At 67.8% G+C, this 22,961-nt stretch carries 16 protein-coding genes; 8 read left to right on the forward strand and 8 right to left on the reverse strand.

The genetic code is table 11. The features are described from left to right. Nucleotides 1–267 precede the first annotated feature (267 nt). On the forward strand, nucleotides 268–1,290 hold the full coding sequence (locus ABNQ40_RS22350) for a Fe(3+) ABC transporter substrate-binding protein (protein WP_109047920.1): 1,023 nt from the start codon (nucleotides 268–270) through the stop codon (nucleotides 1,288–1,290). A gap of 1 nt (nucleotide 1,291) precedes the next feature. Continuing rightward, the gene (locus tag ABNQ40_RS22355; protein WP_109047919.1) at nucleotides 1,292–2,374 is read left to right on the forward strand and encodes an ABC transporter ATP-binding protein; all 1,083 of its coding nucleotides are present in this window, start codon (nucleotides 1,292–1,294) and stop codon (nucleotides 2,372–2,374) included. A 20-nt stretch (nucleotides 2,375–2,394) separates the two neighbouring features. Here ABNQ40_RS22355 and ABNQ40_RS22360 read toward each other — a convergent pair whose 3' ends face one another. Then, nucleotides 2,395–4,182, reverse strand: coding sequence for an ABC transporter ATP-binding protein (locus ABNQ40_RS22360; protein WP_391348938.1), 1,788 nt, complete (start codon nucleotides 4,180–4,182; stop codon nucleotides 2,395–2,397). Nucleotides 4,183–4,360: 178 nt separating this feature from the next. Between ABNQ40_RS22360 and ABNQ40_RS22365 the strand changes: the two genes are divergently transcribed. Beyond that, nucleotides 4,361–5,371, forward strand: a complete 1,011-nt coding sequence (locus ABNQ40_RS22365; RefSeq protein WP_109048296.1) for a patatin-like phospholipase family protein — start codon at nucleotides 4,361–4,363, stop codon at nucleotides 5,369–5,371. A gap of 121 nt (nucleotides 5,372–5,492) precedes the next feature. Here ABNQ40_RS22365 and ABNQ40_RS22370 read toward each other — a convergent pair whose 3' ends face one another. Then, on the reverse strand, nucleotides 5,493–5,675 hold the full coding sequence (locus ABNQ40_RS22370) for a hypothetical protein (RefSeq protein ID WP_085089555.1): 183 nt from the start codon (nucleotides 5,673–5,675) through the stop codon (nucleotides 5,493–5,495). A 161-nt stretch (nucleotides 5,676–5,836) separates the two neighbouring features. Here ABNQ40_RS22370 and ABNQ40_RS22375 point away from each other — a divergent pair, with 161 nt between their 5' ends. Beyond that, on the forward strand, nucleotides 5,837–6,343 hold the full coding sequence (locus ABNQ40_RS22375; protein WP_109048295.1) for an RT0821/Lpp0805 family surface protein: 507 nt from the start codon (nucleotides 5,837–5,839) through the stop codon (nucleotides 6,341–6,343). Between the two features lie 119 nt (nucleotides 6,344–6,462). Continuing rightward, nucleotides 6,463–8,352, forward strand: coding sequence for a potassium/proton antiporter (locus ABNQ40_RS22380; RefSeq protein WP_109048294.1), 1,890 nt, complete (start codon nucleotides 6,463–6,465; stop codon nucleotides 8,350–8,352). Between the two features lie 2 nt (nucleotides 8,353–8,354). Here the strand turns inward: ABNQ40_RS22380 and ABNQ40_RS22385 are convergent, their stop codons facing one another. Further along, entirely contained in the window at nucleotides 8,355–10,028 is a 1,674-nt protein-coding gene (locus tag ABNQ40_RS22385; RefSeq protein WP_109048293.1) for an iron ABC transporter permease, read from the reverse strand. Between the two features lie 112 nt (nucleotides 10,029–10,140). Further along, nucleotides 10,141–11,967 (reverse strand): translational GTPase TypA, encoded by a 1,827-nt coding sequence (gene typA / locus ABNQ40_RS22390; protein WP_109048292.1) that lies wholly within the window; start codon nucleotides 11,965–11,967, stop codon nucleotides 10,141–10,143. Between the two features lie 193 nt (nucleotides 11,968–12,160). Here typA and ABNQ40_RS22395 point away from each other — a divergent pair, with 193 nt between their 5' ends. Next, nucleotides 12,161–14,212 (forward strand): autotransporter assembly complex family protein, encoded by a 2,052-nt coding sequence (locus tag ABNQ40_RS22395; RefSeq protein ID WP_247879604.1) that lies wholly within the window; start codon nucleotides 12,161–12,163, stop codon nucleotides 14,210–14,212. An 83-nt stretch (nucleotides 14,213–14,295) separates the two neighbouring features. Continuing rightward, a complete protein-coding gene (locus tag ABNQ40_RS22400) occupies nucleotides 14,296–18,624 on the forward strand; it encodes a translocation/assembly module TamB domain-containing protein (RefSeq protein WP_247879603.1) in 4,329 nt (1,442 codons plus the stop codon). A gap of 15 nt (nucleotides 18,625–18,639) precedes the next feature. On the opposite strand, the gene ABNQ40_RS22405 is transcribed toward ABNQ40_RS22400, so the two are convergent. From ABNQ40_RS22405 to ABNQ40_RS22420, 4 genes are all read right to left on the reverse strand, one after another. Continuing rightward, complete coding sequence (locus tag ABNQ40_RS22405) at nucleotides 18,640–19,461, reverse strand: class I SAM-dependent methyltransferase (RefSeq protein WP_109490753.1); 822 nt, start codon at nucleotides 19,459–19,461, stop codon at nucleotides 18,640–18,642. Between the two features lie 71 nt (nucleotides 19,462–19,532). Further along, nucleotides 19,533–19,844, reverse strand: coding sequence for a hypothetical protein (locus ABNQ40_RS22410; protein ID WP_098739667.1), 312 nt, complete (start codon nucleotides 19,842–19,844; stop codon nucleotides 19,533–19,535). Between the two features lie 129 nt (nucleotides 19,845–19,973). Continuing rightward, a complete protein-coding gene (locus tag ABNQ40_RS22415) occupies nucleotides 19,974–20,309 on the reverse strand; it encodes a hypothetical protein (protein ID WP_109048289.1) in 336 nt (111 codons plus the stop codon). Between the two features lie 201 nt (nucleotides 20,310–20,510). Further along, nucleotides 20,511–21,437: a lytic transglycosylase domain-containing protein gene (locus ABNQ40_RS22420; RefSeq protein WP_246307235.1), complete on the reverse strand. Its 927-nt coding sequence runs from the start codon at nucleotides 21,435–21,437 to the stop codon at nucleotides 20,511–20,513. 666 nt (nucleotides 21,438–22,103) lie between these two features. On the opposite strand from ABNQ40_RS22420, the gene ABNQ40_RS22425 reads away from it, so the two are divergent. After that, on the forward strand, nucleotides 22,104–22,919 hold the full coding sequence (locus tag ABNQ40_RS22425; RefSeq protein ID WP_247879601.1) for a sigma-70 family RNA polymerase sigma factor: 816 nt from the start codon (nucleotides 22,104–22,106) through the stop codon (nucleotides 22,917–22,919). The last annotated feature ends 42 nt before the right edge of the window (nucleotides 22,920–22,961 follow it).

Raw genomic sequence — 22,961 nt, forward strand, 5'->3', positions numbered from 1 at the left:
GATTGTCCGTCGGTCCGCTCCTGGAATTTGGACGCCACCGCCTCAGTCGTCCGATCCAGACCCTTCCTTGCGGTCCCCGGGATTGTCCGTGCCTCACCATAGGTCATCGGAGCGACCGATTTGAGAGCGGCCCTCTGTGACGCGGGCAGGCTCGCACCGCGCCGTGCGATTGACTCTCCCCAGGATAAATCCCGTCTCGACAGCGAAGCCTGCAACTGATATCCATTCTCATGAAATTGAGAGCCATTCGCAGTCCGGGAGTGATGGATGTTCATCGTTAAGATCGCTGGCGTCGCTTTTGCAGTCGGTGCCTTGACCGCCTTTTCCGTCCAGGCGCAGGAAGTCAATGTCTACAATTCCCGACATTACAATACTGACCGCGCGATCTATGAAACCTTTACCAAGTCGACCGGGATCAAGGTCAACATTATTGAAGGCAACCATGATGAGCTGATCCAGCGCATGAAGTCGGAAGGGGCCAGCAGCCCGGCCGATCTGTTCATCACCGTCGATGCCGGCCGTCTGGCCGCTGCCGCCAAGGAAGGGCTGCTCGCCTCCGTCACCTCGCCGCAGCTCGATGCGGTCAAGGTTCCGGCAAACCTGCGCGATCCGAACGGCGCCTGGTGGGGCCTGTCCAGCCGCGCCCGCATCGTCGTCTATGCCCGTGACCGGGTGAAGCCGGAGCAGATCAAGGATTACGAGGACCTCGCCAAGCCGGAGTGGAAGCATCGCGTGCTGACCCGCAGCGGCACCCATCCCTACAGCCTTGCCCTGACCGCCTCGATGATCGAAGCGTTGGGCGAGGAGAAGACGGAGGAGTGGGTCAAGGGCCTCGTCGCCAACCTCGCCCGTCCGCCGCAGGGCGGCGACACCGACCAGATCAAGGCGGTCGCGGTCGGCGAAGGCGATCTGGCCATTGCCAACACCTATTATGTCGGCAAGATGATCACCTCGGCCAAGCAGGAGGACCGTGAGATCGCGTCCAAGATCGGCGTCATCTTCCCCAACCAGGGCAACCGCGGCACCCATGTGAACCTGAGCGGCGCCGGCGTGGTGAAGACCTCCAAGAACCAGGATAACGCCCGCAAGCTGCTGGAGTATCTGCTGAGCCCGGAGGCGCAGCGCCAGTTCGCCGACGGCAACATGGAATATCCGGTCAACCCGGCGGTCCAGCCGCATCCGGAACTGGTGAAGCTCGGCAGCTTCAAGGCGGCCGAGGTGAACGCCGCCTCCTTCGCCGCCCACACGCCGCAGGCGCTGCGCATCATGGACCGTGCCGGCTGGAAGTAAGATGACAGAAGCCCTTTCCCCGTCCGCTCTTTCCCCGTCGGTCGTCCTCTCCGGCATCACCCACCGCTACGGTCGCGCCGACAGCGGCGTGACGGCGGTCGACGGCGTCTCGCTGTCGGTCGCCCCGCGCGAGGTGGTGTGCATCGTCGGCCCGTCCGGTTGCGGCAAGTCGACCTTGCTGCGCCTGATCAGCGGACTTGAGGCGGTTCAGAAGGGCGAGATCGCGGTGGACGGGCAGGTGCTCGCCACCGCGGGCCGGTCGCTGCCGCCGGAAAAGCGGCCGGTCGGCATGATGTTCCAGGACTTCGCGCTGTTCCCGCACCTGACGGTGGCGGGCAACATCGCCTTCGGCCAGATCGACCGTCCGCGCGCCGAACGCCGGCGCCGGGTGGACGAATTGCTGGAGACCATGGCGCTGACCCGCTATGCCGACGCCTACCCGCACACCCTGTCGGGCGGCCAGCAGCAGCGGGTGGCGCTGGCCCGCGCCATGGCGCGCGACCCCAAGGTCCTGCTGCTGGACGAGCCGTTCTCCGCACTGGACGAGCAGCTTCGCCGGTCGGTGCGGGAGGAGGTGGTGCGGATCATCCGCGCCAGCGGCATCGCCACCGTCGTCGTCACCCACGACCCGGAAGAGGCGATGGAGATGGGCAACCGCGTCGTGGTGATGGAGGCCGGGCGCATCGTCCAGGCCGACACGCCGGTGACCCTCTATCAGCGCCCGGCCAACAGCTTCGTCGCCCGCCTGTTCGGCGAGGTGAACCGGTTCGAAGCGACGGTGCGCGACGGGCAGATCGTCACGCCGCTCGGCCGGATCATGGCCCCCGGCCTGCCGGGCGGAACGAAGGTCGAGGTCGCCTGCCGGGTCGAGGATCTGGAGCTGCTTCCGCCGGGCACCCGGCCCGATGCCGTTCCCGTGCGGGTGCGCCACTCCAGCTTCCTCGGGCCTGCAACGCGGGTGTGCCTGGATTTGGCCGGGTCGGAGGTTCATGCGCGCCTGCCCGGCCATGTGGACGTGCGTGCCGGCGAAGAGCTGTCCGCCGCGATGGCGACCGAACGCGCGATGGTGTTCCCGGCAGAGTGAGCGAGGGGTGGGGGGAGGCCTCAGGCCCCCGCCCGCACCTCGTCCTCGCCGAATTGCAGCCGGCACAGCCGGGCATAGGCCCCATCGGCGGCCAGAAGCGCCTCGTGCGGGCCTTGTTCGATGATGCGCCCGCCTTCCATCACCACGATCCGGTCGGCATTGCGCACCGTCGCCAGACGATGAGCGATCACCAGTGTGGTGCGCCCCTCCGTCAGCCGTTCCAGAGCAGCCTGCACCAGTCGTTCCGATTCACTGTCCAGCGCGCTGGTCGCCTCGTCCAGCAGTAGGATCGGCGCATCCTTCAGGAAGGCGCGGGCCAGCGCCAGGCGCTGGCGCTCGCCGCCCGACAGCTTCACGCCGCGGTCGCCGATCACCGTGTCGTAGCCCTCCGGCAGCTTCGACACGAAATCGTGCGCGGCGGCCGCCTTGGCGGCGGCGATCACGTCGTCCATCCCGGCATCGAGACGGCCGAAGCAGATGTTCGCCCGCACGGTGTCGTTGAACAGCACGGTGTCCTGGCTGACGATGGACACGGCACCGCGCAGGCTGCGCAGGGTGGCGCCGCGGACATCCTGGCCGTCGATCAGCACCTCGCCACCCGTCACGTCGTAGAGGCGGGGGATCAGGTTGAAGACCGTCGACTTGCCGGCGCCGCTGCGCCCAACCAGCGCCACCGTGCTGCCGGCCGGCACGTCGAGGTCGATGCCCTTCAGCGTGTCGGCCCCGGCCTCATAGGAGAAGCGGACGCCGCGCAGCGCGACGGCACCCGTCGAGACGGAGAGCGGTTTGGCGCCCGGCTGCTCGACGATGGTCGGCTGCTGGTCCAGCAGTTCGAAGATGCGCTGGGCGGCGGCAAGCCCCTCCTGCAAGGCTGCGTTCAGCGTGCCGATGGCGCGCACCGGCTGGGCCGCCATCAGCAGCGCGCCGACGAAGCCGGAGAAGGCGCCGACCGACCCTTCGCCCATCGTCATGCGATAGCCGGCGAAGGCGATCACGCCGGCAACCGCGACGCCGCCCAGCACCTCCATCATCGGGTCGATGCGCGAGCGGGCGCGCACCGCCTTCATCGTCAGCAAGTAGTTCTCGTGGAAGGCGCGGCCTGCGCGGGCGCGCTCATAATCTTCGAGGTTGTAGGTCTTGACCATGCGCGCGCCCGACAGGCTTTCGGTCAGCAGCGAGGTCATGTCGCCCATCTGCGCCTGGGTGTCGCGGGAGACACGGCGCAGGCGCTTGCCGATCCGCACGATGGGAACGGCGGCGATGGGATAGATGATGAAGACAATCAGCGACAGCAGCCAGTCGAGATAGAACATCGACCCGACCAGCGCGATCACCGTCAGGATGTCGCGCACCAGCCCGGTCAGCGTCCGGGTCAGCGCGTTGCGGATCAGATCGACGTCGTTGATGAAGCGCGAGGTCAGCGACCCGGTGGGGGTGGCGTGAAGCTGCGCCATGTCGGCGGTTTGCAGGTGCGTGAACATCGCCAGCCGGACGTCGGCGATGATGCGCTGGACGATGTCGCTGGTCACCACCGTCTGGGAATAGAGCGACACGCCCTTGATGATCGTCACCGCGACGATGGCGAGCGGGATCGCCAGCAGCATGCCGCGGTCCTGGGCGGAGAACATGGCATAGGACCGGTCGATCAGCAGCGGATAGGCGCCGGTGGTCGCCGCCACAACCGCCATCAGCACGAAGGACACCAGCAGCTTGCCGCGATAGGGACGCACCCATTCGCGCCACATCCGGGCCGCCAGCCGTTCGGTCGCCGCATCCAGGCGCAGGGGCTTGCCGCTCTTGTTCGTCACGGTCGCATCCGATCATCTTGTCCGATGGGGATGGCTTAGCCCATGGGCTTCGGCTTTGTCCACCGGTCGACGTGGCGGTGCCGGTGCTGGTTACAGGCTTCCTTTACCGATTTCGTACGAGACTGCTGACGATTAGGGCGGCGAACATGGGTGCCGCCGGGGACAGGGGAACAGGCCAATGCCAAACGGAACCAGCCTGAATGGCGGAAATGGCGGCGGGAGCGCGCGGCGTCCGCGCATCGGTCTTGCGCTGGGCGGCGGCGTGGCGCGCGGCTGGGCGCATATCGGGGTGCTGCGGGCGCTGAAGCGCTATGGCATCGAGGCCGACATCGTCTGCGGCTCCTCGGTCGGGGCGCTCGTGGGTGGCGTCCATCTCGCGGGAAAGCTCGACACGCTGGAAGAGTGGGTGCGCACGCTGACCCGGATGAAGATCGTCGGCTATCTGGATCTGCGGCTGCGCCAGGGCGGTGGACTGATCAGCGGCGACCGGCTGCTGGCTGAACTGCGCCTGCATCTGGGAGACGTGCGGATCGAGGAACTGCCATGCCCCTATGCCGCCGTCACCACCGACTTGGTGACCGGCCACGAGGTGTGGCTGCAGCGCGGCGAACTGGTCGACGCCATGCGGGCGTCCTTCTCGCTGCCGGGGGTGTTCCCACCGGCGTCCATCGACGGGCGCTGGATGATCGACGGCGCGCTGGTCAACCCGGTGCCGGTGTCGGCCTGCCGGGCGCTGGGCGCGCAGATGGTGATCGCCGTCAATCTGGCCGGCGATATCCTGGGCAAGGCGCGCAAGCCCGGGTCGAGCGTGCCGACCGCCGCAGGATTCGACCTGTTGCGGCTGGTCGAGGACGAGACGCCGGGCCATCGCGCGCCGAGCGGCATCGGCGCCCTGACGCGTCGGATCTTCCGCCGCGACTATGAGGGTCCGAGCCTGTTCGGCGTGATGGTCTCGTCGCTCAGCATCGTCACCGACCGCATCACCCGGTCACGGCTTGCCGGCGATCCGCCGGACGTGCACATCGTGCCGCGGCTGGGTCACATCGGGCTGACCGAGTTCGACCGGGCCGACGATTGCATCCGCGAGGGCGAACTGGCGGTGGAGCGCGTCCTGCCGGAACTGCACGACGCGCTCGCCGTCTTCGCCACCGGTCCGCGCGAATCGACGCGCGCACCGGTGCGTGACTGAGGCCTTTGGGCGGCCGGTCTTAGAGTTCGTCTGATGCTTATTGAAGCACCATACAAACTCTAAGTTTTTGGTTTTCCGTGTGATTCACGCTTCAAGCGATTCCGCTTGAAGCGATCACACTCTAGTGATCGATGGCGGTGCCCAGCGCCGCACCGCCCAGACCGCCGATCACGGCGCCGCGGGTACCGTCCACGGCGTATCCGCCGGCCGCACCGGCCGCACCGCCGACCACGCCGCCAGTCGAGCAGGCGGTGACGGAAAGGAGCGCGAACACCGCACCGATCAGACGCAAACGGGACATCATACTACCCTCCACGTGTTGACTGTTCGGTCTCTAAACACGCGAAAACGCATTTTGCTTCCATCGCCCCCTGATCTTTTGGTCCTGCTTCTTTGGAGGAACTTCTTCTCTCCATAAGCGTTGACCGGACTTTAACCGTGAAACGTTGATACGGGGGAACCACCATGCGGACCATGACCAACAGGTTGCGCGTCACGGCCATCGCCGCGGTCGCGGCTCTATCGCTCGGCGCCTGCCAGACCGGAAACAGCAGCGGCGGCGGCATCGGCGGGATGAATACGTCGGAGACCGTCGGCACGTTGGGCGGCGCCGTCGCCGGCGGCCTGCTCGGCTCGCGCTTCGGTGGAGGCGCGGGCAAGCTGGCGACGACGGCCATCGGCACGCTGGTCGGCGCCTATGCCGGCCAGCAGCTGGCCCGGCACTTCAGTCCCGCCGACCAGAACCGCGCGTCGGACGCGGAGGAGCGCGCGGTCGCCAACAACCAGACCATCACCTGGAACAACCCGCAGTCCGGCAACAGCGGCACCATCCAGCCGGTGAGGACCTATCAGGGCACCGACGGTCAGACCTGCCGCGACTACAACCATACGGTCGTGATCGACGGCAGGACCGAGGTGGCGCGCGGCACCGCCTGCCGTCAGGCTGACGGAAGCTGGAAGCTGGTATCGTAAGCGTACAGCCTATCCGAATGACCGCCTCCGGGTCCTACTCCTTGCGGATGTGGGGAGTTGCCGTCAAAATCAAGGAGTTCCGCCGGATGGCGGCCCGATAAGAATGGCGTGCGGGGCTTATGGAGGCGGTCAGCTACATCATCCTCATCGGATCGACCCTGCTGATCGTCAGCGTGCTGACCAGCTACCTCGCTTTGCGGGTCGGTGCGCCGCTGCTGCTGATCTTCCTCGGCATCGGCCTGCTGGCCGGCGAGGACGGGATCGGCCACATCTCCTTCAACGATGCCGGCTCCGCCTTCCTGATCGGATCGATGGCGCTGGCCGTGATCCTGTTCGAAAGCGGGTTCGACACCAAGCTCGCCAGCTACAAGTCCGCAGCCTGGCCGGCGATGACGCTGGCGACGGTCGGGGTGGCGGTCACCACCGGCGTGGTGGGAATCGCCGCCCATTACCTGATGGGGCTGGGCTGGGGGGAGGCGCTGCTGGTCGGGGCGGCGTGCAGTTCCACCGACGCGGCGGCGGTCTTCTTCCTGCTGCGCGTCGGCGGCATCACCCTCCGCGACCGCGTCCGCTCCACCCTGGAAATCGAATCGGGCAGCAACGACCCGGTCGCCATCATGGTGACCATCCTGCTGGTGGAGGCGGCGACCCACGGTCTGGCGTCTCCAATCGCCATTGTCGGCGAGTTGGTGCTGGCTTTTTCGCTGGGCGGGGTGATGGGGCTGGCCGGCGGCTGGCTGCTGGTGACTTTCATCAACAAGGCGAATTTCGAAGCCGGGCTGAACCCGGTGGTGACGCTGACCTTCGCCCTGTTCATCTTCGCCGTCACCAACGTGATGGGCGGCAGCGGCTATCTCGCCGTTTATGCCGCCGGGCTTTATGCCGGCAACGTCAAGCTGCGCGGCGCCCTGGAACTGCGGCGCTTCCATGCCGGGCTGACCTGGCTCAGCCAGATCGTCATGTTCGTGATGTTGGGGCTGCTCGCCACGCCGCGGGAATTCGGTGGAATAATCCTGCCGGCGCTGGGTGTGGCCTTCGTCCTGATCGCCGTCGCCCGCCCTGCCGCGGTGTGGATGTGCCTGCTGCCCTTCCGCTTCTCGGTCCGGGAGACCAGCTTCATCGCCTGGGTCGGCTTGCGCGGGGCGGTGTCGCTCCTGCTTGCGCTGGTGCCGGTGCTGGGCGGGCTGGAGAATGGACAGCTGATCTTCAACACCGCCTTCATCGTCGTGGTGGTGTCGCTGCTGGTGCAGGGCTGGACCATCGGCACGATGGCGCGGGCGCTGGAACTGATCGTGCCGCCGCGCCGCGGCCCGGTGGAGCGCGTGGAACTGGAGCTTCCCGGCAATGCCGACCAGGAACTGGTCGCCTATACCGTCCATGCCAAGAGCCCGGCGGCCAGAGGGCAGCGCATGCCGCGCTGGGCCAGGCCGTCGCTGGTCATCCGGTCGGGTGCGGTGGTGCCGCTGCACAGGGCGAAGCCGTTGCAGCCCGGCGACCATGTCTATCTGTTCACGCCGCAGCACCGGCTGACCCTGATCGACAGGCTCTATGGCGGCAGCCGGGCGCTCGACCAGAACGACCGGGAGTTCTACGGCGATCTGGTGCTGAGCCCCGACGCGACGGTGGAGCAGATCGCCGAGATGTATGGGTTGCCGCTGTCGATGTCGAACGCCCGGCTGACGCTGAGCGACCTGCTGCGCAACGAGTTCGGTGGCTCCTGCGAGCTGGGCGACCGGGTGCGCATGGGCGGCGTCGAGCTGATCGTGCGCGATATGGAGGACAGCATCATCACTTCCGTCGGCTTGGCGCTGGAGCCGGCCCGCGTGACCAGCCGGCGCCGGCCGCTCTATCAGCGGCTTGCCGACATCGGCGGGCGGCTGGGCGGCTGGTGGAACGAGCAGTCCTTCCGCCGCTGGAAGGAACGCGAAAAGCAGCGGGCGTGCCGGACGGGCGTGCCGGCGGCGGAGCCCCGGCACGACGAACGGGTGGAAAGCCGCACTGAAGTCTGACGTTAGTCGCGGTGCCCCGGCCGCGACGCCGCGATGGTGCGGCTGAGATAGATGACCGGGGCGAGGCCGACCAGAACGATCACCAGGGCGGGCAGGGCGGCGTCGTCCAGCCGCTCGGTGGAGGCCATGCGGAAAGCCTCGATCGCCAGCGTGTCGAAATTGAAGGGCCGCAGGATCATCGTCGCCGGCAGCTCCTTCGTGATGTCGACAAAGACCAGCATGGCGGCGCTGAGCAGGCTGGGGCGCAGCAGCGGCAGATGGACCCGGCGCAGCACCTGTAACGGCGTGTGGCCGAGCGAACGTGCCGCCCCTTCCAGATTCGGGCCGATCTTGGCGAAGCCCGACTCCAGCGGCCCATAGGCGACCACGAAGAAGCGGATCAAATAGCCGTAGAGGATGCCGGCGATGGTGGTGCCGAGGATCGCGCCCATCGGCCAGCCGGTCCAGTCGCGCGTCAGCCCGACGGTGATGAGGATGCCGACGGCGATCACCGTGCCCGGCGTGGCATAGCCGAGCGAGGCAAGGCGTGCAGCGCCGGTGGCGAAGCCGCTGCGGTCATGGCGCACGCCATGGATCACCATAAGCGCCACCGCGACGACCAGAACCGCGCCGCTGGCGCCCAGGATGAAGGTGTTCACCGTCAGGTCGGTGAATCGGGCGAGCGTCAGCTCGGTGCCGCCGCGCAGGATCATGCGGATCAGCACGGCACCCGGCAGCAGGAAGCCGAACAGCACCGGCGTCAGGCAGACGATCCAGGCAATCACGGTGCCGCGGGCCGACAGGCGCGGGGCGGGCAGGGCGCGGTAGCGGCCGGTGGTCTGGTGGAAGCGCATCTTTCCGCGCGACAGCCGCTCCAGCCCGACCAGCGCCAGCACCACCAGCAGCAGGACAGCGGCAAGCTGTGCCGCCGCGGCCGGATCGCCCAGCGCGAACCAGGTGCGGTAGATGCCGACGGTGAAGGTGTCGATGCCGAAATAGCGGACCGCGCCGAAGTCGGCCAGCGTCTCCATCAGCGCATAGCCGACGCCGGCCACCAGCGCCGGCCGGGCGAGCGGCAGTGCCACGCGGCGGAAGGCGCCGAAGGCGGAGCAACCCAGCGTGCGGCTGGCCTCCAGCACGCAGACCGACTGTTCGAGGAAGGCGGCGCGGGTCAGCACATAGACGTAGGGGTACAGCACCGACGACAGCACCAGCCCGGCGCCCCAGGCGGTGTGGATGTCCGGGAACCAATAGTCGCCGCGCCGCCAGCCGAAGGTGGCGCGCAGGAAGGACTGCAACGGTCCGGCAAATTGCAGGAAGTCGGTGTAGGTGTAGGCCAGCACATAGGCCGGCATGGCCAGCGGCAGCAGCAGCAGCCATTGCAGGATCCCGCGACCGCGGAAGTCGTGCATGGTGACGGTCCAGGCGCAGGCGACGCCGGTCACCAGCGTGACGACGCCGACGATGCCCAGCAGGATCACCGTGTTGAGGATATAGCCGGGAAGCACCGTCCGTGCCATGTGCCCCCACAGATCGGTGGAGACTCCGGCGGACTGGACGAAGACGGCGAGGATCGGCAGGGCGATCAGCAGTGCGAGGATCAGGGCGAACAGCCCGGTCGGGCCGATTCGTGCCCAGAGCTGGCGGGGAGAGAAGGACGGGGAGCCGGGGGACTTCGCGTCGGTCGCCATCGCCATGCGGAAACATCCTCGCATCGGTTCAAAAATCAGGGTGCAAAAAGAAGGCGGCGCCTGCTCCCTGGTGAGGGGGCAGGCGCCGCCGGTACTCTACCCTATATGCGAACCGTTATCAGCTGGCTTCGGCGGCACGCGAGTGACGCTTGCGCTCGTTCGGATCGAGGTAGCGCTTGCGCAGGCGGATCGACTTCGGCGTCACTTCCACCAGCTCGTCGTCGGAGATGTAGGACAGCGCCTTTTCCAGGGTCATCTGGATCGGCGGGGTCAGGCGGACAGCCTCGTCCTTGCTGGTGGTGCGGATGTTGGTCAGCTGCTTGCCCTTGATGACATTGACCTCAAGGTCGTTGCCGCGGGTGTGCTCGCCGATGATCATGCCCTGATAGACCGGCACGCCCGGATCGATCAGCATCGGGCCGCGATCCTCCAGGTTCCACAGGGCGTAAGCCACCGCGGTGCCGTCGCTGTTGGAGATCAGGACGCCGGTGCGGCGGGCGGCGATGGCGCCCTTGAACGGGGCGTAACCGTGGAACAGGCGGTTCATGATGCCGGTGCCGCGGGTGTCGGTCAGGAACTCGCCCTGGTAGCCGATCAGGCCGCGCGACGGCGCATGGAAGACGATGCGGGTCTTGTTGCCGCCCGAGGGACGCATCTCGATCAGGTCGGCCTTGCGCTCCGACATCTTCTGAACGACGGTGCCCGAGAACTCCTCGTCGACGTCGACGACGACTTCCTCGATCGGCTCCAGGCGCTGGCCGTTCAGCGGATCGGTCTTGAACAGCACGCGCGGACGGCTGATCGCCAGCTCGTAACCCTCGCGGCGCATGGTCTCGATCAGGATGCCCAGCTGCAGTTCGCCGCGGCCGGCCACCTCGAAAGCGTCGCCGCCCTCGGTGTCGGAGATGCGCAGCGCCACGTTGCCTTCGGCTTCGCGGAACAGGCGGTCGCGGATCATGCGGCTGGTGACCTTGTCACCCTCGCGGCCGGCCAGCGGGCTGTCGTTGACCGAGAAGGTCATCGCCAGGGTCGGCGGATCGATCGGCTGGGCCGACAGCGGCTCGGCCACTTCGGGCGCACAGATGGTGTCGGCAACCGTGGTGTTGGTCATGCCGGCCAGCGCAACGATGTCGCCGGCATGCGCCTCGTCCACCGGAACGCGCTCCAGGCCGCGGAAGGCCAGCACCTTGCTGATGCGGGCGTTCTCGATCAGCTTGCCGTCGCGGCTCATCGACTTGACGGCCATGTTGACCTTGACCGAACCGGTCAGGATGCGGCCGGTCAGGATGCGGCCCAGATACGGGTTCGCTTCCAGCGTGGTCGCCAGCATGCTGAAGGGCAGGTTTTCCTCGACCTTCGGGGCCGGGACATGGTCGCGGATCAGCTCGAACAGCGGGGTCAGCGTCTCGCGGGCGCCGTTTTCCAGGTCCGTGGTCGCCCAGCCGTTGCGGCCCGAAGCGAACAGGGTCGGGAAGTCCAACTGCTCGTTCGAGGCGTCGAGCGAGGCGAACAGGTCGAACACCTCGTCATGCACCTCGTGCGGACGGCCGTCGGGACGGTCCACCTTGTTGATGACGACGATGGGGCGCAGGCCGAGCTTCAGGGCCTTGCCCAGCACGAACTTGGTTTGCGGCAGCGGGCCTTCGGCCGCGTCGCAGAGCAGGACGACGCCGTCGACCATGGAAAGGATGCGCTCCACCTCGCCGCCGAAATCGGCGTGGCCCGGGGTGTCGACGATGTTGATGCGCAGGTCGTTCCACAGAACGGACGTGCACTTGGCCAGAATGGTGATGCCGCGCTCGCGCTCCAGGTCGTTGGAGTCCATGGCGCGTTCGGCGACCTGCTGGTTCTCGCGGAACGAGCCGGCCTGCTTGAGGAGCTGGTCGACCAGCGTGGTCTTGCCGTGGTCGACGTGGGCGATGATAGCGACGTTACGGAGATTCATGGAGCCTTCGGTCTCGCAAGGGCACCCCCGACACGCAGCAGCGTCATGCCACAAACAACAAAAAGGCCCGCCGAAAGAAATCGGTGGGCGCTGTCGGGGAAACTGTTGCGGCGCAATATATGGATCCCGGGCAAAAACGCAAGCGCCGTGCCCTTTGGGCTAGGGCGAATTTCCGGGATGGAGCCATGCGTCAATGGGCCCTACATTGGGGACGATGATCCGCTTCGCTTCCGCTTCCCGCCGCCGCGCGGCCGCTGCAACGAGGATTGCAGCCGCTCCGCTCAAGGCTCCGATCGCCGTACCGATGGTCGCCGCCCTGCTGATGCTGGGACCGGCCGACGCCGGCTATGCCCAGGATTCGCCGCCCGACAGCATCCCCGGCGCCGTGCCCGCGGCGCCGTCGGAGGGTGCTCCGCCGGACGCCGTGCCACCGGACGAGGAGGTGAGGCCGGCCGGCATCACCTATGAGGTGGAGATCACCGGCGTCGAGGATGAGGGGCTGCGCGGCACGTTGCGCGACGCTTCCACCCTGGTGGAACTGAAGGACGACCATCCGCCCTCGCTGATCGGGCTGGAGCGGCGGGCCGACAGCGACCGTGACCGTTTGCAGACGGCGCTGCGCTCCGCCGGCTATTACGACGCGAAGCTGGACATCCGCATCGACGATCCGGCGGCGGCCGGTACCCTGCCGGCGGGCGGGCAGGCTCCCCCGGTCAAGGTGACGGTCGCAGTGACGCCGGGGCCGCTTTATCACATCAAGACGGTGACGGTGCGCGGTATTTCCAGTCCCGCTGGCAGCTCCATCCTGCCGAAGGAGGTCGCCACCGACGATCTCGGCCTTGTCGCCGGTGCCCCCGCAATCGCCCAGAAGGTGCTGGATGCCGAATCGGAACTGGTCGGCCGGCTGAGCAAGCGCGGCTACGCCTTCGCCAAGGTGCCCGACCGCGAGGTGGTGGTCGATCATTCCGACCGCACGATGGATGTCACCTACAGCGTCGATCCCGGTCCGCTCACCCGCTATGGCGCCACCCGAATCGAAGGGCTGGAGAAGGTCGACGAGGATCTTGTGCGCGGGCGTCTCGCCTGGAAGGAGGGGCAGGTTTACGACCCGGGCGCCACCGACCGGGCGCGTCAGGACATCGCCGCCCTCCAGGTCTTCGACACCGTCCGCGTGAGGATGGCGGACGAGCCGGGGCCGAACGGCGTGACCCCTGTCATCGTGTCGGTCGGCGAGCGCAAGCGTCGCTTCATCGGCGGCGGCGTCACCTATTCGACCCAGGACGGGGTGGGTGCCAACGCCTATTGGGGCCACCGCAACCTGTTCGGCGGAGCGGAGCAGCTTCGCGTCGGCGTCGATGTCGGACGCGTTGCCGGCTCAAGCGGCGGTACGTCGAGCAAAGGCAACGACCTGCCGGACCTGCGCTTCAGCGTCAATTTCCGCAAGCCGGACTTTCTGGCGGTGAAGCAGTCGCTGGTGGTCAATTTCGCCGTGGTGAACGACCAGCCGCCGGCCTACAGCCGCGTCGCGTCCGAACTGACGGTGAAGCTGGAGCGGCCTTTGACCGACCAGCTGACCGTCAGCTATGGCGTGACCGGCGAGCGCGGCCGGGTGCGGACGGAGGACACCACCTATCAGACCTCCTTCATCGGCGTGCCGCTGGGGGCGGCCTGGAACGGCACCGACAATCTGCTGAACCCTACCTCCGGCCAGCGGGCATCGTTGCAGGTGACGCCCTGGTTCCCAGTGGGCGGCGACACCAAATCGCCCTTCACCTCGATATTGCTGAACGGCTCCACCTATTACGATCTCGGCAAGGACGGGCGCTATGTCGCCGCGGGCCGGATCGGTTTGGGCAGCATCCTCGGCACGTCGCTGAGCGACATTCCGCCGGATCACCGCTTCTATGCCGGCGGCGGCGGGTCGGTGCGCGGCTACGGTTTCCAGAAGGCGGGGCCGCGCGACCGCTACGACGATCCGGTCGGCGGCCGGTCGCTGTTCGAGATCGGGGCGGAGCTGCGCATCAAGGTAACGGAGAGCATCGGCGTGGTGCCCTTCGTCGATGCCGGCACCGTCTATGACAAGGCATATCCCGACTTCAGCGAGCCGTTGCGCGTTGGTGCCGGGCTGGGGCTGCGTTACTACACCGACTTCGGTCCGCTGCGCGTCGATGTCGGCGTTCCGCTCAATCCCGCCAGCGGCGATTCGCGCTGGCAGCTGTATCTCAGCCTGGGTCAGGCGTTCTGATGGCGCATTTTCGTCCCAATCCTTTGGGACGATGACTGTTTAATGCGGTTGAGACAAAGATGGTGCTGGTGAAAGGGTATGGTGTGACGGCGGTTCGCTTATTTCTGGTCGGTCTGACGATCCTTGCCGGCCTGCTGGCCGGTCCGCAGCCCGCTCGGGCCTTCTCGCTGTTCGCCGGCGATACCGCCCGCGACTGGCTGGTCGAGAAGATCGAGGGCGCCGTCGAGTCGCCGGACATGCACCTGAAGCTGGGCGCCATCGAAGGCAGCATCCCCACCGACTTCACCATCGCGACCGTCACGCTGGCCGACAGCCAGGGCGTCTGGCTGACCATCGACCGGCTGCATGTGGTGATGTCGCCGTCCGCCCTGTTCCTGCGAAGCGCCAGGATCGACGCGCTGGAGGCGGCATCCGTCGTGGTGACCCGAGCACCGGTCAGCACCCAGCCGGCCGCACCGTCCGATCCCAACGCCCCGCTGCTGCCCAGCCTGCCGGTCGACATCGATCTGAAGAAGCTGGTGGTGGAGCGGCTGGAACTGGCACCGGCGCTGCTCGGTGAATCGGCTGTGCTGCGCATTGCCGGCGCCTTGGCGCTGGAGCATAGCGGTGGGGCGCTGAACGCCAACCTGTCGGTGGCGCGCATCGACGACAAGCCGGGCAAGGCCGATCTGGTCGCCATCTTCGATCCCGGCAAGAACACGCTGAACCTGTCGGTCGATGCATCCGAACCCGCGGGCGGCGTCATGGCCCGCGGGCTGTCGATTCCCGGCCTGCCGCCGGTCGAACTGGCGCTGAAGGGCGACGGCACGCTGGACGACTGGACCGGCAAGCTGACCGCCATGGCCGGCGAGGCGGCATCGCCCACCGGCACGCTGAATGCCGACGCCACCATCAAGAAGGGGCCGGAGGGGCATGCGCTGACGCTGGCGGCCGGCGGCAACTTCGCGCCGCTGATCGCCGGTCTGGCCGGTGAAACGGTGGTGCCGCTGATCGGCCCCAACCCGACGCTGAACGCGGCCGTCCTGCGGGCACCGTCTGGGGCCATCAGCCTGCGTCCGCTGGCGCTGACCGTCGCCGCGGCGAACGCGACGGTGAACGGCGACGTCGCCGCCGATTACAAGAGCCTGACCCTGCGCTGGACCTTGCAGGCCGGGCCGGATTCCACGCTGCATCCGCTGGTGCCGCTGTCCTGGCGCGAGGGCGTGGTGGAAGGCTCCGCCGAAGGGGCGCTGAGTGCGCTGAACGTCGCGGTGAACGCCACCTTGCGCGACCTCGCTGCCGACGATCCGGCGCTGTCCCACCTGACCGGACCGGAGACGATTCTCGCCGCCAAGGCGCAAATCGACACCGGCAGCGGCCGGATCGGTTTGGAGACGCTGGCGCTGACCGCCGCCGCGGCACGGGCCGAGGCGAAGGGCACCGTCGGCGGCTGGGGCCAGACCGTCGACCTGACGCTGAGCGCGAACGCCGACGACCTTGCCCCGCTGTCGGGCCTCGCCGGCCGGCCGCTGGCCGGTGCCGTGGCACTGGCGGGGCCGGTGAAGCGCGGTGCCGACGGCACGCTGACCGCCGATCTGACCGGCAGCCTCGACCGGCTGTCCACCGGCACGCCTGCCGATGCGGTGCTGGGCGACAAGGCGACGCTGAAGCTGGCCGCCAGGATGGAGCCGGACGGCGCCATGCGGTTGACCGACCTGACGGTCGATGGCCGCAACGGCAAGCTGACCGGCAACGCGGCACTGGCCGACAACAAGGTCGATGCCCGCACCACCTTGACCGTGGCGAAGCTGGAGCCGCTGGGCGGCGCGCTCGGCACGCCGATGGAGGGAGCGGCGACGCTGGAGGCGACCGCCCGCGGCCCGCTCGACGCCATCGAGGCGCAGGCGACGCTGAATGCTCGCGACCTCGTGGTGCAGGGCCGCCGGCTGGGCGCCACGGAGCTGAAGGCGACCGCCGCCGGCCTGCCGGCGACGCCGAACGGCACGGTCTCGGCGCGGACCAACCTGGACAAGACGCCGCTGTCGGTCGACGGGCGCTATGCGCTGCGGGAACAGACGCTGCGGCTGGACGAATTGACCGTCGCCAACGGGAACAACCGCATCACCGGACAGGCGCAGGTGGCGCTCGACACGCTGCTCGCCACCGGGCGGCTGGAGGGCAAGCTGCCCAACCTGAACGGCCTGTCGGCGTTGGCGGGGATGCCGCTGGGCGGCGGGGCGAGCTTCACCCTGGCGCTCGACGGCAAGGGCGGCAAGCAGGCGGCCAACCTGACCGCCGATGCCAGCGATCTGCGGATCGAGGGGGAGGGCGGACCGCTGCTCACCGCCCGCCGTCTGACGGCCAAGGCCGATGTTGCCGATGCGCTCGGTACCCCCAGCGGCAAGGCGCGGGTGGAGATGACCGACGGCAACGCTGCCGGCACCGAACTGCGCAGCGTTACGGCCTCGGTCGATGGGTCACTGGCGAAGGCCGGCTTCCAGGCCACTGCCGCCGGAGCGGGCGCCCAGCCGGTCGCGCTGGACCTTGCCGGCAATTTGACGCGGGAAGGGCAGGTGACGCGCATCCGGCTCGACCGCCTGCAGGCGCGCTATGCCGGGGAGGATCTGCGGACCACCGCCCCGGCGACCATCCTGCTGGCCGACCGCCGGTATGAGGTGAAGGAGTTGCGGCTGTCGTCGGGCAATGCCCGGCTGGCCGCCGACCTCGGTCTGAACGGCGACCGGCTGAGCGGCGAGCTGACCATCGACCGCCTGCCGCTGGCGCTGGCGAAGCTGGCCAGCCCGACGCTGGCATTGGACGGCGTCGCCAACGCGCGGGCGTCGCTGGGCGGCACGCTGCGCAACCCGCGCGCCGACGCCACCCTGCGGGTCAGCGGGTTGAAGGCGCAGCAGACCACGCAGGCCGGTCTGCCGGGCATCGACGCGACGCTGGACGCGCAATGGCGCGACCGCCGGCTGTCGCTGAACAGCCGGATCGCCATGCCGAAGAATGCCGGCACGCTGACCGCCAGCGCCGCGCTTCCGCTGGTAATGAACCCCGACAGCTATGCCGTCAGCGTGCCGCCCAACGGGGCGCTTGAGGCGGCGGTGAACGGCACGGTGGATCTGTCGCTGGCGAACGACCTGCTCGCCGCCTCCGGCGACCGGGCGCGTGGATCGCTGCGGCTCGACGTGCGCGCCGGCGGGACGGTGGGCAAGCCGGCGCTCGGCGGGTCTGTGGTGCTGGCGAACGGGCGCTATGAGAACCGGGCGTCGGGTGCGGTGATCACCAACATCGAGGCGCGGCTGGTCGGCGACGGCGACGTCTTCACCATCCAGAGCTTCCGCGGCCGGACGCGCAACGGCGGCGCGATCAGCGCCAGCGGCGTCATCCGTCCGGGCGCCCCTGCCGACCGGCAGTTGGACATCGCCCTCCAGGCCGACAATGCACGGCTGGTGGAGATCGATCTGGTGACGGCGGAGATCGGAGCGAACCTGACCCTGACCGGCGGCTTCGCCAACGCCCGGCTGGCCGGGCCGGTGGATATCCGCCGCGCCGAGATCCAGGTGCCCGACCGCATGCCGGCAAACGTCGTCGATCTGAAGGTGACGGAGGTCGGCAAGGGCCGTCGCGCCCGCGGGACGACCCAGGTGTCCACCGCCGGCGGCACCCGCCGCGTGCCCCAACCGGCCGACGCCCCGCCGGCCGCGACACCCTTCGTCCTGGCGCTGGATATGACGGTGAATGCGCCGAACCAGATCTTCGTCCGCGGCCGTGGGCTGGATGCGGAGCTTGCCGGCAATTTGCGCGTCAAGGGAACGGCTGCGGCGCCGGAGGTGACGGGCCGTTTCAACATCCTGAAAGGCAGCCTGAACCTGCTGGCCAAGAATTTCGAATTCAAGCGCGGCATCTTCGACTTCGACGGCACCCAGCCCATCGACCCGCGGCTCGACCTGCTGGCCGAGGCGACCGCCAACGGCATCACCGCCGACGTGGTGGTCAGCGGTACCGCCCGCCAGCCGAAGATCGAGCTGACCTCGCCCCAGGGACTGCCGCAGGACGAGGTGCTGGCCGGCGTGCTGTTCGGCAAGTCGGTGGGCGACCTGAGCGCGGCGGAGGCGGTGCAGCTTGCCCAGTCCGCGGCGGCCCTGGCCGGTGTTGGCGGAGGAGGTGGCGGCATCCTGGACACGGTGCGCCGCGGCCTGGGTGTCGACCGGCTGGACTTCACCCAGGGCGAGAACGGCAAGGGCGGGGCGGTGCAGGCCGGCCGCTATGTCAGCGACCGTGTCTATGTCGGCGTCGAGCAGGGAATCGGCGCCAACCAGAGCCGGGCGAAAGTCGAGGTCGACATCACCAAGAACCTCAAGGGCACGGCATCCGTCGGCGCCAATTCCGAGACGAAGTTCGGTGTGGTGTACGAGAAGGATTACTGACGGGGTGGGGCAGCGCTAACCCGCCACCCCGACCACGATCCGCGCATGCGACGGCACCGGCACGATGCCGTTCACCGTCTTGGCGTCGAACCGCCGGGCGATGTCGGCCTCCAGCGCCTTTCGCTGTTCCGCAGTCAATCCGCCGAGCCTATGGCCGAAGCTCATGTCGAGGGCGGCATGCCAGAAGGGCTGGCCGGCCGGCGCCTTGCGGACCGGGGTCAGGTCGGTCTCCCATGTCTCCGTAAAGCCGCCGGCGCGCATCAGGTCGGACAGAAGTTCCGGTGGAGCGAAGCGGAACAGCGGATCCAGGCTGCCATCCTCGCCGAGATGGTCGGCCACCGCGTCGCCGATCTCCGCGAACAGGCCATTCCCGGCGCGCGATCCCCAAACCATGAAGGCGGCCTTGCCGCCGGGACGCAGGACACGCAGCACCTCGCGCAGGGCGGTTTCCACCGCCGGCACGAACATGATGCCGAAGCGACAGGTCACCCCGTCGAAAGCGGCGTCGGCGAAGGGCAGGGCGGTCATGTCGGCGGCGATGAAGGCGGGAGCCGGCCCCTCCACGCTCCGGGCGCGGCGCACGGCGCCGGCCATCATGCCGGGGACCAGATCGCTTCCGACCACCAGCCCGTCCGCACCGGCCCGGCGCGCGGCGCTCAAGGCGGGCTCCCCCGCGCCGGATGCAAGGTCGAGCAGGCGGTGACCCTCGACCAGTCCCACCGCATCGAGCAGCGGGCGGTTCAGCTTGTCGGCCAGATCGGCCATCGGATCGGCCCAGCGGTCCCAGGCGTCGGCGCTGGCGGCCCAGCGGTCGCGCTCGCGATCGGCATCAGGCATGGTGCCATCGGGCGGGGCAGCATCGGTTGGGGCGGCATCCGCATGTGCGGTGTCGGGACGGGTGGTTGCGGTCAATGGAGAAGCCTCGCCGTGCCGGCCACGCGCTGGACCGTGTCGGCATCGCTCAGCCGCTCGCCCAGGGCCGACAGCTCGTCGGACAGCTTACGGTTGGCGTCGGTCAATTGTTGGATGCGGGTCTGCGCCGCCTGCTGCTGCTGGGACAGCGTCGCCACCGTCTCCGTCAGCTTGCGGATTTGCTGGGACTGGCGGGCCGCCGCCTCGTTCTGGCTGCGGCGGATCGATCCGACGGCCACCAGCACGACAAGGCTGATGGTCACGCCGGCCGCAATGGCGACGATGCTGATCCCGGTGAACCAGTCCATGGGCGCGAAGCTTCCGCCCATTTCACCCGATGGTCAAGCAGCCTGACAATCCATGAACGCAACGGACCCGGCACCGAGTTGGGCGCCGGGTCCACGCTGTCGAAGAAACAACCGGGGAGGCTGCCGGGGTCAGCCGACGGTGCCGGTGACCGGGCGTTCCGCCTTCATGCGCAGTTCCTTCAGGTGATCGCCGAAGGCGCGCAGGACCGGCATGATCCGCTGGGTCTGGTCGGTGGTGACGTGGGCATCCGTCTTCAGCACGATGGTCGGCGCCTCGGCCATGAGGCGCTTGGCGCGCATCGGGCCAACCTTGTCGTCGAGGAACATGGCCATGCCCATCAGGATGCCCAGCGTGACGTCGTCCGGAGCCTTGGGCAGGGCCAGGACTTCATGAAGCTCATTCAGCAGCGTGTAGGCGACGATGGAGGTGCGTTCGATGGTGTCGACGTCGGCGGCCATGGGCATCGGGCAGGTCCTCGGGAAACGTTCGGATGAAACGTTGCGGGTGAGACGCTGGCGGGTGACGCGGGAAGGCGTCCCGAAAGGCGCCAACGCTTGCGAAATCCGTCGTTCCCCGAGGGTAATCGTCAGTTTATAACCAAAGTGTTAACCAAGCGCCGCCCGAGTCGCTCGAGTCGTATTTTTCCGAGTCGCAATCTTCCGTTCTCATCGTTTTCCGCCGCTACGCGCCTTGGTCGAAAGCGACAGTTCGGCCACTTCCTCTCGCGCGCTGCTGACGAGGCCGGCCGACTGCACGATGTCACGGTTGAACGGATGATAGGTCTGTGCGTAGATTCCGCGGATCTTGGTCACGTAATCCTGCGTCTCGCGGTAGGGCGGGATGCCCTTGTATTGCAGCACGGCGCCTTCGCCGGCGTTGTAGCCCGCCAGCGCATAGGCGACGTTGCCGTTGAAGTAGGCCAGCAGCCAGCGCAGGTACTTCATGCCGCCGCGCATATTCTGTTCCGCGTTGAAGGGGTCGGACACGCCGAAGCGCTCCGCCGTCTCCGGGATCAGCTGCATCAGCCCCTGGGCGTTCTTGTTCGAGACGACATCGACGCGATAGCCGGATTCCACCGCGATGACGGCGAGCACCAGATCGGGATCGAGGCCGTAGGTCGGCGCCATCTTCTGAACCATGGCGCGGATTTCCGCCGGCGGCTTGCGGATGATGCCCCAGCGCAGGTTGGGCGGCTCGCAGCGGTCCGGCGTCTTCACTGTTCCCCCGGCGCTGCCGACCAGACGCTCCGCCTGCTCGTTGCCCAAAGCTGCGGCCTTGCGCAGCCAGGCACGGCCGAGGTCGGCGTCCTTGGACACGCCGCCCAGGCCGGCCATGTGCATGCGCCCGGCCATCAGCGCGGCGTCGGAGTAATCCTGGCGGGCAGCCCGACAATAGAGGGATAAGGCCAGCCGCGGATCGGCCTTCACCCCGTCGGCACGTTCGTAATGCTGTGCCAGTTCATACTGGGCGCGGGCGCTGCCCTTGTTGGCCAACGCCTCCAGCGCGGCGACGGTTTTCTCTGCAATGCCGGCGCTGGCCGGTGCCGATGCCAGCAGGCAGGGCAGGAGTGCCGCTGCGGCAAACGCCGACATGCGCGCAACGCGGGTTCGCCGCTTGGCATTGCCCTGCGAGGTTGATTGGGCGCGAAACGCGGACGGTGTACCGCAAAGGTTCGTGTGGTGTTCCACCGGACCCCCCTGTATGATTTTCTTCGAGCTTTTGGAGACCATCAAAAGGTCGGAAGCAGAGTTTTCAGGGAGGACGCCGCCGCACCCAACTGGCCGGGTGCCAGGCATGGCGGCATAAGCCGAAACGGAAGGCCGGCTGCCGGAGAATACATCACCGTAAGAGGTTGATGCGGCGCCGCCAATAAAAAATACATAGGCCGATCGACTGGTGTCGGTCGGTCTTTTTCTTTTCGCGTTGGTCATGCGTCCTCCAATCGAGTTGGAGAAATAACGAACGACCATGTTTTAAGCCAATGCCCGAACGGTGATTGGTGTGGAATAGCAGGGGTACTCTAGGGGTTAATTGTCTCCATTGTATGACCCACTAGCCTTTTTCCCAACTGGCAGCTCCTTTGTGCGCTCATTAAGTACGGATCGGGCCAGATAATCGGCTGCGAATTCGACGGCCCCGGACGACGGAGACTCTCCATTGTCCGGGGCCGTCGCGCCGGAGGCCCCGGCAAAGCCATCCGCACCAAGACGCGGAGAGCCGCCGTGGCGAACGGCATTGAAGGAGGCATCGTTTCACCGATGGCGAACCACGTCGCGACCACCTTGAGCCACCGACAGCGCACCCCGGTCGAGCCGGTGCCCTTCGGCGCCGAGGCCGTTGGCCGGACCCGTTCGGACCGCCTGCCGACGTATCTTGACCAAGACACCGCCGATGCCGGGATGGAGACCCATTTGACTGCCCATGCGGAGGCCAGGATGGCCGAAGCCAGCACCGAAATCGACGAAGCCCCGGCCGATGTCGATACCGATGCCGATCTTGCCGACGCCGCCGACACGGTTGTCCAGGCCGCTGCGGAGGACGACTTCCGCCCCGATCCCAACGCACCGCCCGACCCGGCGGTGATCCGCCAGATCGAAGAGGAAATCCCACGCCTGCGCCGCTTCGCCCGCGCAATGGTGCGTGACGCCACCCTGGCCGACGATCTGGTGCAGGAATGCCTTGAACGCGCCCTGTCGCGCCTGCATCTGTGGCGTCCCGGTACCAACCTGCGGGCCTGGCTGTTCACCATCCTGCGCAACCTGCACATCAACGGTGTGCGCCGCCGTCAGCCGGTCGTCGATATCGACGCCGAGGCGCAGGCCGCCATCGGTGCCGCTCCCGGATCGCAGTTCGTGCGGATGGAACTGCGCGATCTCCGCCGGGCGCTGGCCCTGCTGCCGAACGAGCAGCGCGAGGTGGTTCTGCTGATCGGGCTGGAAGGGATTTCCTACAACGAGGCGGCCGACATCCTGGGCATTTCCATCGGTACGGTGAAGTCGCGCCTGTCGCGCGGCCGCCGCGCCCTCCGCCTGCTGATGGAAGGGGAAAGCCCGTCGGACGACGCAGACGCCTGATCGTAGCGGGCGCGTGTTCGCCGAGTGCCGGCAAATGCTGAT

This window comes from Azospirillum sp. A23, from assembly GCF_042938965.1.
Classification (GTDB): Bacteria; Pseudomonadota; Alphaproteobacteria; order Azospirillales; family Azospirillaceae; genus Azospirillum; species Azospirillum melinis.

Bases quoted from the DNA above. Each gene is read 5' to 3' on its own strand.
- ABNQ40_RS22350 (WP_109047920.1), top strand. From the start codon at position 268: ATGTTCATCGTTAAGATCGCTGGCGTCGCTTTTGCAGTCGGTGCCTTG.
- ABNQ40_RS22355 (WP_109047919.1), top strand. From the start codon at position 1,292: ATGACAGAAGCCCTTTCCCCGTCCGCTCTTTCCCCGTCGGTCGTCCTC.
- ABNQ40_RS22365 (WP_109048296.1), top strand. From the start codon at position 4,361: ATGCCAAACGGAACCAGCCTGAATGGCGGAAATGGCGGCGGGAGCGCG.
- ABNQ40_RS22370 (WP_085089555.1), bottom strand. From the start codon at position 5,675: ATGATGTCCCGTTTGCGTCTGATCGGTGCGGTGTTCGCGCTCCTTTCC.
- ABNQ40_RS22375 (WP_109048295.1), top strand. From the start codon at position 5,837: ATGCGGACCATGACCAACAGGTTGCGCGTCACGGCCATCGCCGCGGTC.
- ABNQ40_RS22380 (WP_109048294.1), top strand. From the start codon at position 6,463: ATGGAGGCGGTCAGCTACATCATCCTCATCGGATCGACCCTGCTGATC.
- ABNQ40_RS22385 (WP_109048293.1), bottom strand. From the start codon at position 10,028: ATGGCGATGGCGACCGACGCGAAGTCCCCCGGCTCCCCGTCCTTCTCT.
- typA (WP_109048292.1), bottom strand. From the start codon at position 11,967: ATGAATCTCCGTAACGTCGCTATCATCGCCCACGTCGACCACGGCAAG.
- ABNQ40_RS22395 (WP_247879604.1), top strand. From the start codon at position 12,161: ATGGGCCCTACATTGGGGACGATGATCCGCTTCGCTTCCGCTTCCCGC.
- ABNQ40_RS22405 (WP_109490753.1), bottom strand. From the start codon at position 19,461: ATGCCTGATGCCGATCGCGAGCGCGACCGCTGGGCCGCCAGCGCCGAC.
- ABNQ40_RS22410 (WP_098739667.1), bottom strand. From the start codon at position 19,844: ATGGACTGGTTCACCGGGATCAGCATCGTCGCCATTGCGGCCGGCGTG.
- ABNQ40_RS22415 (WP_109048289.1), bottom strand. From the start codon at position 20,309: ATGCCCATGGCCGCCGACGTCGACACCATCGAACGCACCTCCATCGTC.
- ABNQ40_RS22420 (WP_246307235.1), bottom strand. From the start codon at position 21,437: ATGTCGGCGTTTGCCGCAGCGGCACTCCTGCCCTGCCTGCTGGCATCG.
- ABNQ40_RS22425 (WP_247879601.1), top strand. From the start codon at position 22,104: ATGGCGAACCACGTCGCGACCACCTTGAGCCACCGACAGCGCACCCCG.